This window comes from Chryseobacterium sp. X308 (assembly GCF_020733145.1).
GTDB classification, from domain to species: domain Bacteria; phylum Bacteroidota; class Bacteroidia; order Flavobacteriales; family Weeksellaceae; genus Chryseobacterium; species Chryseobacterium cupriresistens.
In genome coordinates this window covers 275,043-291,439 of record NZ_JAJFZH010000005.1, presented here as the reverse complement: position 1 = coordinate 291,439, position 16,397 = coordinate 275,043, and the positions used below count along the sequence as shown (strand labels likewise).

Here is a 16,397-nt window from a genome sequence, read left to right as displayed (position 1 = left end):
GTATTTCTGGAAAGAAATACCTTATTTTTTTGCTTTATATTATCCTGTTATCAACTGCCGGCAGAGTCTTTTTAAGAATTTTAAAAATTAAATTCACTGAAAATAAAAGGGTTAATTTTTATTTGCAATAAGTTATTTCACTATTCATTGAAAGTTTATATTTTTAATACAAAACTTGATTTACTATGAAAAAATACTACTCAGTTGCAATTTTGCTATCGTCAATATGCATTTTAGCCCAGCAGACCATTTCCTTTGAGCCTAATGAAGGATTTAACACCGGAGATATCAATGGTCAGGCAGGCTGGATCAGTACCCCCACAGGAGGTATACCGCAAAATGTTACCCATCAGACCATCAGCATGGATAAAGCCAGTGATGGAATCCGTTCCCTTAGAATTGTAAAAGAAAATACATATGGAACTCAGAATGATCCGATCATAGGAGGGTTTTATAACCTTCCGGCACCGTTGGCTTCCAACAATTTTTCTGTATCATTCGATATCAGTATATCACAGTTCAACGGCTCTGATTTTGGTTTTCAGGGCGTAAACAGTATTGATGACCAGTCTGTGGTGAGATTGGATTTTGAAAAAACAGGATCGGTAAAGATTTTAAACACGGTTTCAGGTATACAGGATCTGATTTCCCTGCCTTCAATCTGGATACCTAGCACCTGGTTTCGGTTAAAAATAGTAGGAAGCGCCACAGATGTGCGGTATTACCTTAATAATGTGCTGATCTACACAGGAACAGCCGCCAATTCTTTAAATATAGACCAGCTTCGTTTCGTCCATAATAATTCATTGGGATCAGCTTATATTGATCATATCAAAATTAATAGTGAACTGGGGGTAATGGCGGTACATGATTCTAAAGTAAACACTAAGGAAATTGCGGTTTATCCTAACCCCGCCCATGATTTTATCAATATTAACACAGTTGCCAAAGTAAAAAGTATTGACCTCTATGACGAGACAGGAAAACTCATAAAGACGGAAATAAACAACAATAAAATAGAGGTAAAAGGCTTAAGCGCAGGAATATATAGTGTCAATGTTAAAACCGAAGGAGGAAATTTTACAGAAAAAGTGATCATCCGATAAATTATTTCTTACCTCTGGAAACATGGGATCTTTTTAGCGTTTTAATGTATTCATGGATGATTTTTCGGAATTGATCTTCTTTCTTGGATTTAATATCTTTGCGATTTTTGATTAAAAATATTATGTTAATTCGTTAATACGTGTAAAAAATTAATGTGTTTTGCTTTTTAGGTTTAAAACGTATATATTTGCTTTAAACTAAAAAAATATCATGAAGAAACTTTACATTTTCGCAATTTCGTTGATTTCAATATCATCTTTTGCCCAGCAGACCATTTCTTTTGAAGCCAGTGAAGGATATACAGCAGGGAACATTAATGGACAGCAGGGTTGGGTTACTACCAATGATGGAGGAGTACCGCCGGTATATATAACAACCCAATTGGTGTCATCTGAAATAGCAAGCCAGGGATCAAATAGTTTTAAAATCACTCCGGATCCAGCGTATGGGCCGCAACAGAGCCCGGTAATGGGTGGATTCTATACCTTTGCGACACCCCTGACATATAACAGCTTTACACAATCATTTGATGTAAGGCTTACCCAGAAAAGTACATCCAGTTCAGATTTTGTGTTTAGAACAGTAAGTACAACAGGGGCTGGAGGAATTGTTACCTATATCGATTTTTCTTATGACGGAAGTATTTTACTCGCTACAGCAGGATCCGGTAATCTGGTTAATACCAACCAGACCTGGAATGCCAATACTTGGTACAGGGTAAAAATAGTTTCTACGGCTACAGGAATCCAATATTTCCTGAATGATGCTCTGATCTATACAGGACAGCCATTCAGCAACAATAATATTAACAGAATGGATTTTGTACACGATAATTATGGAGGTTCGGCCTATATCGATAATATCAAAATCAATAATGAGGCTGCGTTATCTACGAAAGATGCCGTTAAAAATGATGTGAAACTGTCCATCTATCCAAACCCGGCTACTGATGTTATAAAAATCACAACTTCTAACAAAATCAAACATGTTGAAGTATATGATATGTCAGGAAAAAGAGTGGATGTAACACTCAATGGCGATCAGGTAAACGTTAGGAATCTATCTGCCGGAGCTTATTTATTGAATGTGGAAACAGAAGGAAGAAACTTTACAGAGAAGTTCATCAAAAAATAATTACTGATAAATCTTAGTATCAGCAAAACGCTCCAATTGGAGCGTTTTTGTTATTTTAGAGAATTAAAAATTTTAATCATATGTCAGATCATAAAACAGCTTATATAACAGGCGGAACCAAAGGAATAGGTTTCGGGATTGCGAAAATTTTACTTGAAAATGGTATTTCTGTAGCATTTTCAGGAAGAAAAAGAGAAGATGTGGTGAAGGCGGAAGAAGAACTTAAGCAATATTCAGAAAATGTTTTGGGAATTGTTTCTGATGTAAGAAGTCTTGAAAGCGAACAGGAAGCTGTAAAATATACCGTTGAAAAGTTCGGAAGGCTGGATTATGTTATTGCTAATGCAGGATTAGGGATTTTTAAGCCCGTAGATGAACTTACTGCAGCAGAATGGAATGATATGATAGAAACCAATCTTACAGGGGTTTTCTATACTTTAAAAGCCTCTGTAGAAGAGTTGAAAAAGACAGAAGGCTACTATATTACCATTTCCAGCCTTGCAGGTGCCAATTTCTTTGAAAACGGAACAGGATACAATGCTTCCAAATTCGGAGTGGTAGGCTTCACCCAGGCTGCCATGATCGATTTAAGAAAATACAATATTAAATCTACTGTAATTATGCCTGGATCAGTAGCCACCCATTTTAATGGAAATATTCCGTCTGAAAAGGATAATTGGAAGATTCAGCCCGAAGATATGGGGAATCTTGTACTGGATATTTTAAAGATGAACCCAAGGGTTTTGCCGAGTAAAATAGAGTTTAGGGCAACAAAACCAGCGAAGTAACTACATCTAATGTATTGAATAATAATTTACTAAGTATTATGCATGCATAATATATTTTTTATTTATATTAGCAAAAATTAATTCAAACAAAATCTCTGCATAAACTGTCACAATTTTATGCATCAAAAGGGGAAAAATAAAATAGCACACATGAAACCTTAAGGTTACATATGACCAATAAAAAAATTAAGAACAACATATGAAAATATTAGTTTGTATTAGTAGTGTTCCGGATACTACTTCCAAAATTAACTTTACAGCAGACAAATCTGCTTTCGACAAAAACGGAATTCAGTGGGTAATTAATCCTCTAGACGAATTTGCGTTGACAAAAGCGGTTAAACTTCAGGAATCTCAGGGAGCAACAGTAACGGTAATCAACGTAGGTGATGCTGCTACAGAACCTGTAATCAGAAAAGCTTTGGCAATTGGAGCTAACGATGCTGTAAGAGTAAATCTTGACCCGAAAGACAGCTATTCTACAGCAAAAGAAATTGCAGCTGTAGCTCAAAACGGAGGATATGATCTTATCCTGTGCGGAAAAGAATCGATCGATTATAACGGAGGTTCTGTTCCGGGAATGGTAGCTCAGTTATTAAACCAACCTTTCGTAAACGCTTCTGTAGGATTAGACGTGAACGGAAGTGAAGCTACAGCAGTAAGAGAAATTGAAGGAGGAAAAGAAACTATTTCAGTAAAATTACCGGCAGTTATTGCAGGTCAGAAAGGATTGGTAGATGAAAAAGATCTTATCATCCCGAATATGAGAGGAATTATGTCTGCAAGAACAAAACCTTTGCAGGTAGTAGAGCCTTCTTCTTCAGAAGTAAAAGTTCAGGGTGTATCTTATGACAGCGTTCCGCCAAGAGCTGCTGTGAAAATGGTTTCTCCTGATAATCTGGATGAATTGGTAAGATTACTTCACGAAGAAGCTAAAGTAATTTAATAAGAACCAAGTAAAAAGTAAAAAGATTCAGGATGGTATTGATGTGCTTCAGAACTGATTTTAGTTCATTCCTTGTAATACATTAATAACCTTCAATCTTGAACGTTAAACCTCAAACAAATTAGAAATGGCAGTATTCGTATACGCAGAAAATATAAACGGAGTTTACAAAAAAGCAGCTTTCGAAGCAGTTTCTTATGCTAAAGCTATTGCTGATAAAGCGGGAGATACCGTTACGGCAATCTCTGTAAACCCAACTGATTCTTCAGATTTATTATACAAATATGGAGCATCAAACGTTATCAATATCAAAGACGAAGGTCTTAAAAATTTCTCAGCAAAAGCATTTGCACAAGCTGTAAGTGAAGTAGCAGACGGAAATATTATCGTTTTCCCTCACACTACTGACGCTTCTTCCGTAGCTCCTATGCTTGCTGTAATGAAGAACTATTCTTTAATTACCAATGCATTGGAAGCTCCAGAAAGCCTTTCTCCTTTCCAGGTAAAAAGAAGAGCATTCTCAGGAAAAGGTTTCATGCACGCAAAAGCAGAAGGAAGCGGAGTAATCGTTACTGTTTCTCAAAACGCTTTCGGTGTTAAAGAAAATGCAGTGTCAGGTTCAGAAGAAGTGAAAAATTTATCTGTTGCCAATGAAGATACTAAGGTGATTTCTCACGAGCAGAGTTCAGGTAAATTAGACCTTAAAGAAGCTGAAATTGTTGTTTCTGCAGGTAGAGGTATGAAAGGACCTGAAAACTGGGGAATGATTGAAGATCTGGCAAACGTTTTAGGAGCAGCTACAGCTTGTTCCAAGCCGGTTTCTGATATCGGATGGAGACCTCACACAGAACACGTAGGACAAACAGGTAAAGCAATTTCTCCGAATCTTTACGTTGCAGTAGGAATTTCAGGAGCGATTCAGCACCTTGCGGGAGTTAACTCTTCAAAAACTATCGTAGTAATCAACAGTGATCCTGAAGCACCGTTCTTCAAGTCTGCTGACTACGGAGTAGTAGGAGATGCTTTCCAGATTATTCCTGCACTAACAGAGAAAATTAAAGCAATAAAAGGATAAGAAAGTGAATTGTGAATAGTCAATTCGCTTTGCTTGTCAATTTTTTAATGAAATAATTCACTTGCGAAGCAAAATTCACTATTGACGTTCGACAATCATCAACAATACAGATAAAAGCTCGGCTTTCCGGGCTTTTATTTTTGCGTAAAAAAGTGAAAACACAATAAAAAATTAATCTATATTTGTAGCTATGGATTATAAGCAGCTAATTATTCGCGGAATATCGTACAGCCAGACCCAGTCGGGGGCGTACGCATTGTTACTGGAGCATGAAGAAACACACATAAAATTACCTGTTGTTATAGGAAATTTCGAAGCTCAGTCTATCTCTCTCGGATTGGAGAAAGATATTCATCCACCGCGTCCTCTTACTCATGATTTATTTACAAAATTTATAGTTTCTGCCAATTATGAGCTGGTTTCTGTCATTATCTATCAGATTGTAGACGGAGTTTTCTTCTCCAATATCAACTTTAAAAATAAAGTAACCGACGAAGAACTGATCCTAGATGCCAGAACTTCTGATGCCGTTGCAATGGCTGTAAGATTTGATGCGCCTATATTTACAACACAGCAGGTCTTAAATGAAGCCGGAATTTTACTGGAACTGGAAGATGTTTCAAAAGAAGATCAATCTTTCTCAGAAACTGTACAGACAGAAGATAACTTAAAATCTCTTTCAATGGAAGAACTTCAGAAATTATTGGATGAAGCCGTTAAAGAAGAAGACTATGATACCGCCCTTGAAATCCAGGAAGAAATCAAGAGGAGGAAAAAGAAAATTGACTAAAGAGATACTTTTTATATAAACTATGAATTTAAAATTACGACTGACCATCCTCAGTTTTCTCCAGTTTTTTGTTTGGGGAGCCTGGCTGATTACGATGGCAAACTTCTGGTTTGGTACAAAGCATTGGGACGGAACTCAGTTTGGAGCTGTGTTCGGAACAATGGGAATTGCTTCCATCTTTATGCCAACCATTACTGGAATTATCGCTGACCGCTGGGTAAATGCGGAGCGTATATTTTCAGTATTACACATTCTTTATGGGGTTATTCTTTTTATACTGCCTCATTCTGCAGATCCGAATTCCTTCTTTTCGGTAATGCTTGTGGCCATGTGTTTCTACATGCCTACTATCGCATTGGCCAATTCAATTTCTTATACAATCCTGAAAAATAACAATCTGGATGTAGTAAAAGACTTTCCACCGATTCGTGTATGGGGAACTATTGGCTTTATTGTTGCCATGTGGATCACCAACCTTAGTGGAAATAAAGCAACAGAAGGCCAGTTTTATATCGGAGGTGTTGTAGCAATTTTCTTAGGAATTTATGCCCTTACACTTCCAAAATGCCCACCACAAAAACTGATTGATAAAAACTCACCATTATCTGAACAATTAGGTTTAAATGCTTTCAAGCTTTTTGGAAACTATAAAATGGCATTATTCTTTATGTTTTCAATGCTTTTGGGAGCTGCGCTTCAGCTTACCAATGCCTATGGTGACGTATTCTTAAGTGAATTTGCTAATTTCCCTAAATATGCCGACTCATTTGTAGTACAGAGATCTACCATCATTATGTCAATTTCCCAGGTTTCAGAAACCCTGTTTATTTTGGCAATTCCTTTCTTCCTGAAGAAATTCGGAATTAAAAAAGTAATGCTGATGTCTATGCTGGCCTGGGTATTAAGGTTCGGTTTCTTTGCTTATGGGGTGCCGGACGGATTTGGACTTTCATTGATCATTCTTTCATGTATTGTATACGGAATGGCCTTTGATTTCTTCAATATCTCAGGATCACTCTTTGTGGAAACAACTACCGATAAAAAGATACGTTCTTCAGCTCAGGGATTATTCATGATGATGACGAACGGTTTTGGAGCTGTTTTTGGAAGTTATGCTGCAGGATGGGCTATTGACAAGTTCTTTACCCATAAGTTTTCTACAGCTTCAGATCTGTCTGCTTATCTGCAAACGACACCTGATAATCCTACATTCCTGAACATTTTAAAGAACAGCTTCAACGCAGCTGTGAATTCAGATGGAACTCTTTCCTCTGTAGTGATGGTAAAAGACTGGCAGCAGATATGGCTTTCTTTCGCAATCTATGCATTAATACTGGCAGTTTTCTTTGCGGTATTGTTCAAGCATAAACATAACCCGGAAGATGTTTCATCAGTTAAACATTAATTAGACCTTATATTTATTAAGATATTAAATTGCATTTTTGAAAAAAGATGCAATTTTTTTATATTCAAATATCCTTTTATCAAATAATGCTTTGCCGAAGAAAAATATGGACTTCAGATTGATATAGAAATAGCAAATGTTAATTTTTAATTTGATAATAAATTTCATTTTTCTTTATATAATAATTAAAAATATTGAATCATTTTTATGACTAACAAGTGTTCGGGTCCGGAATTTCTATTTTTAAAACACACTCTTTAAAACTGTGTTTTTTTTTGTATTTTGGCACTTTAGTAAATATGAAAAATATTCAGTTATTAGGATTACTGTTAGTAATTGTAGGTAGTTTTCTACCCTTGGTACATGTACCTGTAATAGGGAACTGGAACTATTGGAAGCTTGATCATTATTTGGCTATCGCATGCTGGATTTTCTCCGCATGTGCAGTTTTCGGGATTGTAAACAATAGTGCAAAAATTGTAAGGTTCTTTGGTATTCTCCTTATTCTTCTATTCGGATTTACCTTAGTTGCTGTGAAAATGCAGTCGCTGCAATACTTTAGCTTTTTACCATTCAAATCCTGGCAGGAAACTATTGCGGGGATCGTTAAGCTGAAATGGGGTTGGGCTGTAGAGTTTTTAGGTGCTTTTCTGATGGTTTTTGCCGGAGGAAATAAAAAAGTAAATAACAGAACACAAATATAGTATGAACTTTTTAAAAATATTTTCAGCAGGAATTTTGTTGACGACCGCTGTACAGGTGCATGCTCAGACAACAGAACAGAAAAAACCGGATAATCCGCCTAAGTGTACTAACATAAAAGAAGGAAAATTTCTAAGACCCAATTATCCGGAATCAATATGGCATATGACCATTAAAGATAATGTTCAAACCGAATATTTCAATAATGGAAAGGATTATATCAAATCAACATTGGTTTTTGTGGATGATTGCAATTATAAAGCAATCGTGATGGAGAAGTCCGATAAAAATGATCCCGCACAGATAGGAGACGTCTTCAATAATAAAATAGTCGCTACTCAGGATAATCTTTTGAAAGTGAATACCAAAATTGAAGGGACTCAATTTGACGTGGTATACATAAAAGTGAAATAAATTCTAACTATAAAAATGGGATTTTTATTCCATTTCAGCTAAATAAAAATTATATACATGAAAGAAGTATTCATTGTTTCCGCGGTAAGAACACCTATGGGGAGTTTTATGGGAAGCTTATCTACAGTTCCGGCTACAAAACTGGGAGCAACTGCCGTAAAAGGAGCATTAGATAAAATTGGTTTAGATCCTAATATTGTTCAGGAAATCTATATGGGGAATGTTCTTCAGGCTGGAGAAGGCCAGGCGCCAGCTCGTCAGGTTGCTATAGGAGCAGGTCTTTCAATCAATACACCATCTACTACAGTTAATAAAGTTTGTGCTTCAGGAATGAAGGCTGTAACAATGGCAGCTCAGGCGATTAAAGCTGGTGATGCTGATGTAATTGTTGCCGGAGGTATGGAAAACATGTCTTTAGTTCCTCATTATTATAATGCAAGAGTGGCTACAAAGTTAGGCGATATCAAGATGCTTGACGGAATGGTACTTGACGGACTTACAGACGTGTACAACAAAGTACATATGGGAGTATGTGCAGAAAAATGTGCTACAGACTATAATATTACAAGAGAAGATCAGGATAACTTCGCTATCGAATCTTACAAAAGATCAGCAAAAGCCTGGAGCGAAGGTAAATTCAGCGAAGAAATTGTACCGGTTTCTATCCCTCAGAGAAAAGGAGAGCCTGTGATTTTTGCTGAAGATGAAGAATACAAAGCAGTCAACTTTGACAGAATTTCAACACTTCCTACCGTATTCAAAAAAGAAGAAGGAACAGTAACAGCAGCAAACGCATCTACTCTGAACGATGGTGCTTCTGCATTGATCCTTGTTTCCAAAGAAAAAATGGAAGAACTTGGATTGAAGCCTCTTGCAAAAATCGTTTCTTATGCTGATGCAGCACAGGAGCCTGAAAACTTTACAACAGCTCCGGCAAAAGCGTTACCTATCGCGCTTAAAAAAGCAGGATTAGAAGTTTCCGATATCGATTTCTTCGAATTCAACGAAGCTTTCTCAGTGGTAGGACTGGCAAACAACAAAATCTTAGGGCTGGATGCTGCTAAAGTAAACGTAAACGGAGGAGCTGTAGCATTAGGACACCCACTGGGAAGTTCAGGTTCAAGAATCATTGTTACATTGATCAATGTATTGAAGCAAAATAATGCGAAATACGGAGCTGCTGCTATCTGTAATGGTGGTGGTGGTGCTTCTGCTATCGTGATTGAAAACTTATAATTGATAAGGATATAACAGCATTTTGTGGTTTAAAATATAAAAATCGGGGTCTTTGAACCCCGATTTTTTAGTTACAGGGTCTGAAAATTACTATTTCAGCCAGATAATTTATCGACATAGATATAGCAGGCCATATACCTTCAACAGATATGATTTAACCTTTGATGGTATAAAATATGATTAAAACTTTGCTGAATTATTTCAATACTTTACAATTATTATTTTCAAAATAATATTAAAAACCGTAGAATATTCCGTAGTTTTTCTATTTTTGTGCTACTAATATATATTTGAAATGTCTGAAACTGAGAATCGACAGCCTAAAAACATAAAGAATAATCCGAAAATTATGAAAGCCTGGGCTGTATATGACTGGGCAAATTCTGTTTATTCCCTGGTGATTACCTCTACCATTTTTCCCATTTATTACTCTATCCTTACTACTGCTTACGAGAAAAAAGAATACGTGGCAGAAACAAAAACATGGATTGATGTTCCGGTAAGGCATATGATCAAAATTTTTGGAGAAGAATATCAGCCGGATGCCGTGTATGGATATTCTCTCACGATATCATTCTTTATCGTAGTATTGTTATCTCCGTTTTTATCTTCTCTGGCCGATACCATCGGAAACAAAAAATCTTTCCTGCAGTTTTTCTGCTATCTTGGTGCCACATCTTGTATGGGATTGGCTATGTTTACAGGAATGCATAATGTATTTTTAGGACTTTTATTCAGTATTACAGCCAGTGTAGGTTTCTGGGGGAGTTTGGTATTTTATAACTCGTTTCTTCCGGATATCGCAACACCGGACAGACAGGATGCACTTTCTGCCAGAGGATATGTTTACGGATACATCGGTTCCGTAGTTTTGGTCGTAATCTGTTTAGTACTGATTCAGGTTTTTGCGAAAGGAGCAGCCCAGCAGCTACTGTTCACAAGAATAAGTTTCCTTTTAACAGGAGCATGGTGGTTCGGGTTTTCTCAATATACATTCAAGCACCTTCCTCAGTTTGGGGATGTAAAAGATAAACTGCCTAAAGATTTAGTACTGCTGAACTATAAGAATATCTTCAAAAAACATGAAGAACAGGGAGGATTCTTTGAAGTATTTAAAGATAACCTGAGCTTCTATAAAGATATTGCAAAAGAAAGTTTTCACGAACTGTTTAAAGTAGGTGGAGAGCTTTTCAAAGATAGAAATCTGAAATTCTTTCTGTCGAGCTTCTTCTTTTACAGTGTAGGAATGCAGACGATTTTCCTTATGGCAACATTATTTGGAAAAAGTGAAATTAACCTTGCTCAGGATAAACTGATCGGAACTCTTTTGGTGATTCAGATTGAAGCGATCATCGGAGCCGTTATTTTCTCAAGATTATCTAAGAGAATCGGTAACAAAAATGTTATTTCAATTGCGATCATCTTATGGATTGTAGCTTGTCTTTGGGCTTATTTCCTGAACAAAGAAAACCCAACAGTAGAATACCAGTTTTATGGAGTTGCTGCAGTAGTAGGGTTGGTAATGGGTGGTCTTCAGGCTATGTCGAGATCCACCTATTCAAAACTACTTCCTGAGAACTCAATGGAGAATACAACCTATTTCAGCTTCTATGATGTATTGGAGAAAATTGCTATCATTATCGGAACATTTATCTTTGCAACATTGATCGAACATTTCAATAATATGCGTATTGCAGCATTGTCTATGACTATATTCTTCGCCGCAGGATTGGTTTTAATCAGATTTCTGAAGGTTAAAATGAGAAAAGACAGAGAAACATTATAATATTGAAAGACGTTATTTTTAACGTCTTTTTTTATCAAGATAATTCATTGAATTTTATCTATGAAATTAGATGTATTTACCATATTTTTTTCGTATTTTTAATAGAAGAACTGAAGAAAGTAAAAATAGAAGACAATTCGGCCTGAGTTTTGCTTATATTCAGCGGAATAATTTTTAACTTTGCAAAAAGATTTATTGTCAATATGACCAATCCTTTATTTTATGCAAAAATAATCCTGTTTGGAGAATACGGAATGATTGAAGATTCCCAGGGGCTTGTTGTACCTTACAGCTTCTATAAAGGGACTTTGAAATTCTCAGATTTGAGTTCTGATTTCGAACTTAATTCCAACAGACATTTGCAGAAATATTCTGAATTTCTTACAGCACTTGATCTTTCCGACGACTTTAAGCTGGATATAGAGAGCTTCAAAAATGATATTTCAAACGGACTTTTCTTTGATTCCAATATTCCTCAGGGGTATGGAGTGGGAAGTTCCGGTGCTTTGGTAGCTGCTATTTTTGAAAAATATTCAGTCAGCAAACTGAATCCTGAAAACATTTCAAAAGATAATCTTAAAAAATTAAAAGCTGTTTTTGGTGAAATGGAAAGCTATTTCCATGGAAAAAGTTCAGGAATGGATCCACTGATCTGTTATATGAATCTGCCAATCCTTATCGAAAATAAAGAAAATTTAGACAGGGTAAATATTCCTGAAGGGGAAGAAGGAAAAGGAGCTATTTTCCTGATCGATTCCGGAATGACTGGTGAAACAGGTCCCATGATTCAGATTTTCTTCGAAAAAATGAAAACAGAAGGTTTCCGTAAAACCCTGAAAGAAGAGTTCATCCGTTATAACAACGCATGTATCGAATCTTTCCTTAAAAAAGACATGAATCCATTCTTCAGAAACCTTAAAAAGCTTTCTCACTGGGCTTATGAACATTTCCGTCCTATGATCCCTGAAAGTATTTTTAACATCTGGAAAAAAGGTCTGGATTCTAACGCTTATTATCTGAAACTGTGCGGTAGCGGTGGAGGCGGCTATATCTTAGGATTTACCAAAGACTATGCAAAAGCAGAAAAAATGCTTGACGGCTTCCAAAAAGAAGTGATTTACAGATTTTAAACAGATTGGAATGAATTCTGAAAAAGAACCTTTCCAATCTAAAAACTATTTATCAAAATCTCTATTTTACAGATTTTCACAATTCGTGGGCTTTCTTCTCGGAGCACGGTTTTTTGTAGCGGCTCTGCTTACGTTTGCTCTCTATGTTTCTACTTTTTTCCTTTTCAATCAGGATGAATCCTTCAGAAAATTTGTCTTCGATTTCAAAGTACACGGTATTATTTTTTGTACCGTCCTTACGATTCTGGCAGGTGGTATTATCAATCAGTTTTACGATCTGGAGAAAGATCATGTAGTAAAGCCTTTCAGAACAAGGGTTCAGAGTTTCATCAAACAGAAATATTTTCTCTATGCCTACCTGGCACTAAGTGCAATTTCTCTGGGGGTAGCCTGGATAATTTCTCATAATGTATTTGTTTTTTTCCTGGTCTATCAGTTCTTTATGTGGTTTTACAGCCATAAACTGAGCAGAATACTGATCCTGAACAACCTTACTTTTGTCAGCCTCACGCTGTATCCGTTCTTTGGAATGATGGTGTATTACGAAACTTTTTCCAAAAAGGTTTTCCTGATGGCTGTTTTTCTATTCCTTATCCTGTTATGTATTGATATTGTGAAAGATACTCTTACCAGAAGTGTGGATAAAGCTTTCGGATATACTACCATTCCCAATTATTTTAAAAGCAGAAATACAAAAATTATTCTGACTTCTTTATTGATCGTTACCATGGCAGTTTCAATGAATATTATTACGAAAACCGGCACTACCGGATTCATGGCTTATTATTTTGCCGGAGGGCTTTTTGTCATGATTGTATGCATATATCTTCTTTTAAATGCTTCCAGAAGAAGTAACTTCCTTACATTGAATGTATTACGATTCTGGGTTTTTGTCGGAATCATCGCCATGCTTTTAAATGGAATAGAGCATAAATTGTAAAAAAATTCTTTAAATAAACTGAGGTTATTATTACCTTTGCATAACTAAATTTAATAAATAGGAATGCCCATTTTTAATGATACTAAAATTGCATTTGCAGACAAGTCTGATGCACAATTGAGAAAGGCTTACTGGATGTTTAAAATGATTGAACAGCCCGTTCTTACAAGCCTTGGAACATCTGTTCTGAATTTCACAGTACACAACAATTTCCCTTTCGTTACCGGAATTGTAAAAAATACCTTATTTGAGCAGTTCTGCGGTGGTGAAACCCGTGAAGAAAGTATGAAAGTTGTAAAACAGCTGTTCAAAAGAGGAGTTGGGAGTATTTTTGATTATTCCATTGAAGGGAAAGAAGATGAAGAAACTTTTGATGCGGTTTGCAAAGAAATCAAGGACATTGTAAGATTCTCAGTAGGAAATCCGGCGATTCCTTTTATTGTATTTAAACCTACCGCATTCGGAAGAATTGATCTTTATGAAGCTGTTGGAAAAGGCGCTGAGCTTACTACCAGCCAGAAAGAAGAATGGGAAAGAGTGGTAAAAAGATTTGATGACGTATGCAGTCTTTGTCACGAACATGATAAAAAAGTAATGGTAGATGCTGAAGAAACCTGGATGCAGGACGCAGCAGACCATCTTTGTGAAGAAATGATGGAGAAATATAACCAGCAAAAACCTATCGTTTGGAATACCATCCAGATGTACAGAACCGGAAGACTGGAGTATATGGAGGCACATCTTCAGAGAGCAAGAGAGAAAAATTATTTCATCGGTTACAAAATCGTTCGTGGTGCTTATATGGAAAAAGAAAGAGCCAGAGCCGCAGAAAAAGGGTACGCAGATCCTATTCAGCCAACCAAAGAGGCTTCAGATAAGAACTATAATGCAGGAATTGATTTTGTGATGGATCATCTGGATAAAGTGTCAGCATTCTTTGGAACCCATAATGAAATCTCTTCTGAGCTGATTATGGATAAAATGAAAGCAAAATCTCTGGAAAGCAGCAATCCGCACGTTTATTTCGGACAGCTTTACGGGATGAGTGATAATATCACCTTCTATTTGTCTGATAAAGGCTACAATGTGGCTAAATATCTTCCATACGGACCTGTAAAGGATGTTGTGCCTTATTTGACGAGAAGAGCCCAGGAAAACACCTCTGTAGCCGGACAAACCGGAAGAGAGCTTGGACTGATCAAAAAAGAATTGGAAAGAAGAAAGAAATAATAATATTGTCCACAATATATATCGGGCCTGCAGTTTTGCAGGTCTTTTTTATTGGAATTAAAAGATGGAAATGAATAGTAAATTAATGATAATGAATGTAATGATAAGATGTGTTGGTTATAGTGTAAAATAATTCAATTTTTATTGCTGATTTGATTTTAAATAGTTATATTTGATAAAGCTATAAAAAAACATAAACAATATCTTCATTTACTAGTACACTTCTGTCCTATGACAGTAACTATCCAATACACTAATCACTCTTATTAAAACTAAATTATAAAAATATAGTAGGGGATCAGACGATCATAAAAGGTAAAAACTCTGTCACTGGTATCCGTGAAAATTTTTTTAAAATAAAATAAAGCAATAGCTTTAGTTTTCTTCTTCAAATATTTTTTTAACCTGATCATTTTCCTTGATCAGGTTTTTTAAGGCTCAAAACTTTCAAATTTTCCGTTTTCGTAGAACAGAACAATACGTTTTATTTTATTTTGCTGATTACCAAGTAGTTGACCCAAAACATGATCCCCGGAATTTTCTAATCGCTGAGAATCCGATATTTTTTCCGGAGCTTTATCATGGGCAGGTATAAACGATTCTCCAGAACTTGATATTGAAGGTTCCGCTTCCGTTTCATCACTTCCGAATTCATCATCATCATTCATCATCGTAAAAAGATCGGGTAGTGGAGTTGTCTTTATTTTTTCCTCTTCGGTATGCTCTTCGTTAATTTCTAATTCCGGCAGCTGGGATTTTAGCATTTCACCTTCACCAGTAACCAGCCAGTCCCATAGAAGTTCCGGGAAGCGGGATTTTATTTTTATGATAAACTCAAGAGAAGGTTTGTTTCTCCCTGACGTGATATGTGAAATGGACGAACGCTGCACATCAATTTCATCAGCAAACTCGGAAGGGGTAAGTTGAGAATACTCTATAATTTTGGAAATTCTTTCATTTAAACTCATAAAAATAAGCCTTTAATTATTTTACAAATGTAACTTATATAATTTACAAATGCAAAATACAAATGTAAATAAATTGAAATTTCTTTTGTATACATTTGTAACATGATTTTAATTGTTTTAAAATCAAATCATTATATGTAAATAACAATTGTATTTACTTATCAGATCAATCTACCATTACCGCTGTAGACAGATAGTTTCGATCTGGTAAAAGACTACTATTCTTTAAAAAAACTGATTTAAAAATGTAAATTAAGCCCATCAATGGAGCTATTTTATCCATTAAATATCATTAAAAACAGAGTATACATAATTAAACTGCTCATATCGTTTTCGGTAATAAGATTATCAATAAATACCTCATAAAACGCATATAGAAGCACTTTTAAAAGAGTTACATTGGTAAATTACTGATGTAAATCACTATTTTAAGCCCATATTTGGGGTAAGTTGGGGGGAAAATACTGTTCCTGTTAAGCAACTCATTTTATCAAAGATTAAAACTCCTGATAAAAGTATTATTTGAGTAATTTTCAGAGATCCATTTGATTTTTCTGTGGTTTTACATATGTATACACTACTAAGCAACTTGGTTTTCCACAATTTTTATGTTTAGCAAAATAACTCTCAAATAGCAAAAACACCTTATTTTTACACTTAAAGTACTATTATAAATACAGTTGAATTAAACTTTATAAAATACTGACTTTTAATATTTTAAATACATAATATTAAATTATTCGCAA

Annotated in this window: 15 protein-coding genes; 14 read left to right on the top strand and 1 reads right to left on the bottom strand. The window is 35.6% G+C overall.

The features are described from left to right. Window positions 1-185: 185 nt before the first annotated feature. From LIV57_RS08370 to LIV57_RS08305, 14 genes are all read left to right on the top strand, one after another. Window positions 186-1,106, top strand: coding sequence for a T9SS type A sorting domain-containing protein (locus tag LIV57_RS08370; protein WP_227942256.1), 921 nt, complete (start codon window positions 186-188; stop codon window positions 1,104-1,106). A 211-nt stretch (window positions 1,107-1,317) separates the two neighbouring features. Next, window positions 1,318-2,241 carry a T9SS type A sorting domain-containing protein gene (locus tag LIV57_RS08365; RefSeq protein ID WP_227942255.1) on the top strand — a complete coding sequence of 308 codons (924 nt, stop codon included), beginning with the start codon at window positions 1,318-1,320 and terminating at the stop codon, window positions 2,239-2,241. A gap of 80 nt (window positions 2,242-2,321) precedes the next feature. Then, complete coding sequence (locus LIV57_RS08360; RefSeq protein WP_227942254.1) at window positions 2,322-3,029, top strand: SDR family oxidoreductase; 708 nt, start codon at window positions 2,322-2,324, stop codon at window positions 3,027-3,029. 199 nt (window positions 3,030-3,228) lie between these two features. Further along, the gene (locus LIV57_RS08355) at window positions 3,229-3,975 is read left to right on the top strand and encodes an electron transfer flavoprotein subunit beta/FixA family protein (RefSeq protein ID WP_047429867.1); all 747 of its coding nucleotides are present in this window, start codon (window positions 3,229-3,231) and stop codon (window positions 3,973-3,975) included. Between the two features lie 127 nt (window positions 3,976-4,102). After that, complete coding sequence (locus tag LIV57_RS08350; protein ID WP_227942253.1) at window positions 4,103-5,050, top strand: electron transfer flavoprotein subunit alpha/FixB family protein; 948 nt, start codon at window positions 4,103-4,105, stop codon at window positions 5,048-5,050. 190 nt (window positions 5,051-5,240) lie between these two features. After that, window positions 5,241-5,840 carry a bifunctional nuclease family protein gene (locus LIV57_RS08345; protein ID WP_002979146.1) on the top strand — a complete coding sequence of 200 codons (600 nt, stop codon included), beginning with the start codon at window positions 5,241-5,243 and terminating at the stop codon, window positions 5,838-5,840. A gap of 22 nt (window positions 5,841-5,862) precedes the next feature. Further along, window positions 5,863-7,245, top strand: coding sequence for a nucleoside permease (locus tag LIV57_RS08340; protein WP_227942252.1), 1,383 nt, complete (start codon window positions 5,863-5,865; stop codon window positions 7,243-7,245). A gap of 299 nt (window positions 7,246-7,544) precedes the next feature. Next, window positions 7,545-7,949 carry a hypothetical protein gene (locus LIV57_RS08335; RefSeq protein ID WP_227942251.1) on the top strand — a complete coding sequence of 135 codons (405 nt, stop codon included), beginning with the start codon at window positions 7,545-7,547 and terminating at the stop codon, window positions 7,947-7,949. Between the two features lies 1 nt (window position 7,950). Further along, the gene (locus LIV57_RS08330; protein ID WP_227942250.1) at window positions 7,951-8,361 is read left to right on the top strand and encodes a hypothetical protein; all 411 of its coding nucleotides are present in this window, start codon (window positions 7,951-7,953) and stop codon (window positions 8,359-8,361) included. A 57-nt stretch (window positions 8,362-8,418) separates the two neighbouring features. Beyond that, window positions 8,419-9,597: an acetyl-CoA C-acyltransferase gene (locus LIV57_RS08325; RefSeq protein WP_227942249.1), complete on the top strand. Its 1,179-nt coding sequence runs from the start codon at window positions 8,419-8,421 to the stop codon at window positions 9,595-9,597. 295 nt (window positions 9,598-9,892) lie between these two features. Then, window positions 9,893-11,383, top strand: a complete 1,491-nt coding sequence (locus LIV57_RS08320; RefSeq protein ID WP_202840676.1) for an MFS transporter — start codon at window positions 9,893-9,895, stop codon at window positions 11,381-11,383. Between the two features lie 203 nt (window positions 11,384-11,586). Beyond that, window positions 11,587-12,513, top strand: coding sequence for a mevalonate kinase (locus tag LIV57_RS08315; protein WP_227942248.1), 927 nt, complete (start codon window positions 11,587-11,589; stop codon window positions 12,511-12,513). Between the two features lie 10 nt (window positions 12,514-12,523). Then, a complete protein-coding gene (locus LIV57_RS08310; RefSeq protein WP_227942247.1) occupies window positions 12,524-13,453 on the top strand; it encodes a UbiA family prenyltransferase in 930 nt (309 codons plus the stop codon). Window positions 13,454-13,516: 63 nt separating this feature from the next. Continuing rightward, the gene (locus LIV57_RS08305; protein ID WP_227942246.1) at window positions 13,517-14,683 is read left to right on the top strand and encodes a proline dehydrogenase family protein; all 1,167 of its coding nucleotides are present in this window, start codon (window positions 13,517-13,519) and stop codon (window positions 14,681-14,683) included. 431 nt (window positions 14,684-15,114) lie between these two features. On the opposite strand, the gene LIV57_RS08300 is transcribed toward LIV57_RS08305, so the two are convergent. Next, window positions 15,115-15,651, bottom strand: a complete 537-nt coding sequence (locus tag LIV57_RS08300) for a helix-turn-helix domain-containing protein (RefSeq protein WP_227942245.1) — start codon at window positions 15,649-15,651, stop codon at window positions 15,115-15,117. Window positions 15,652-16,397 lie beyond the last annotated feature (746 nt).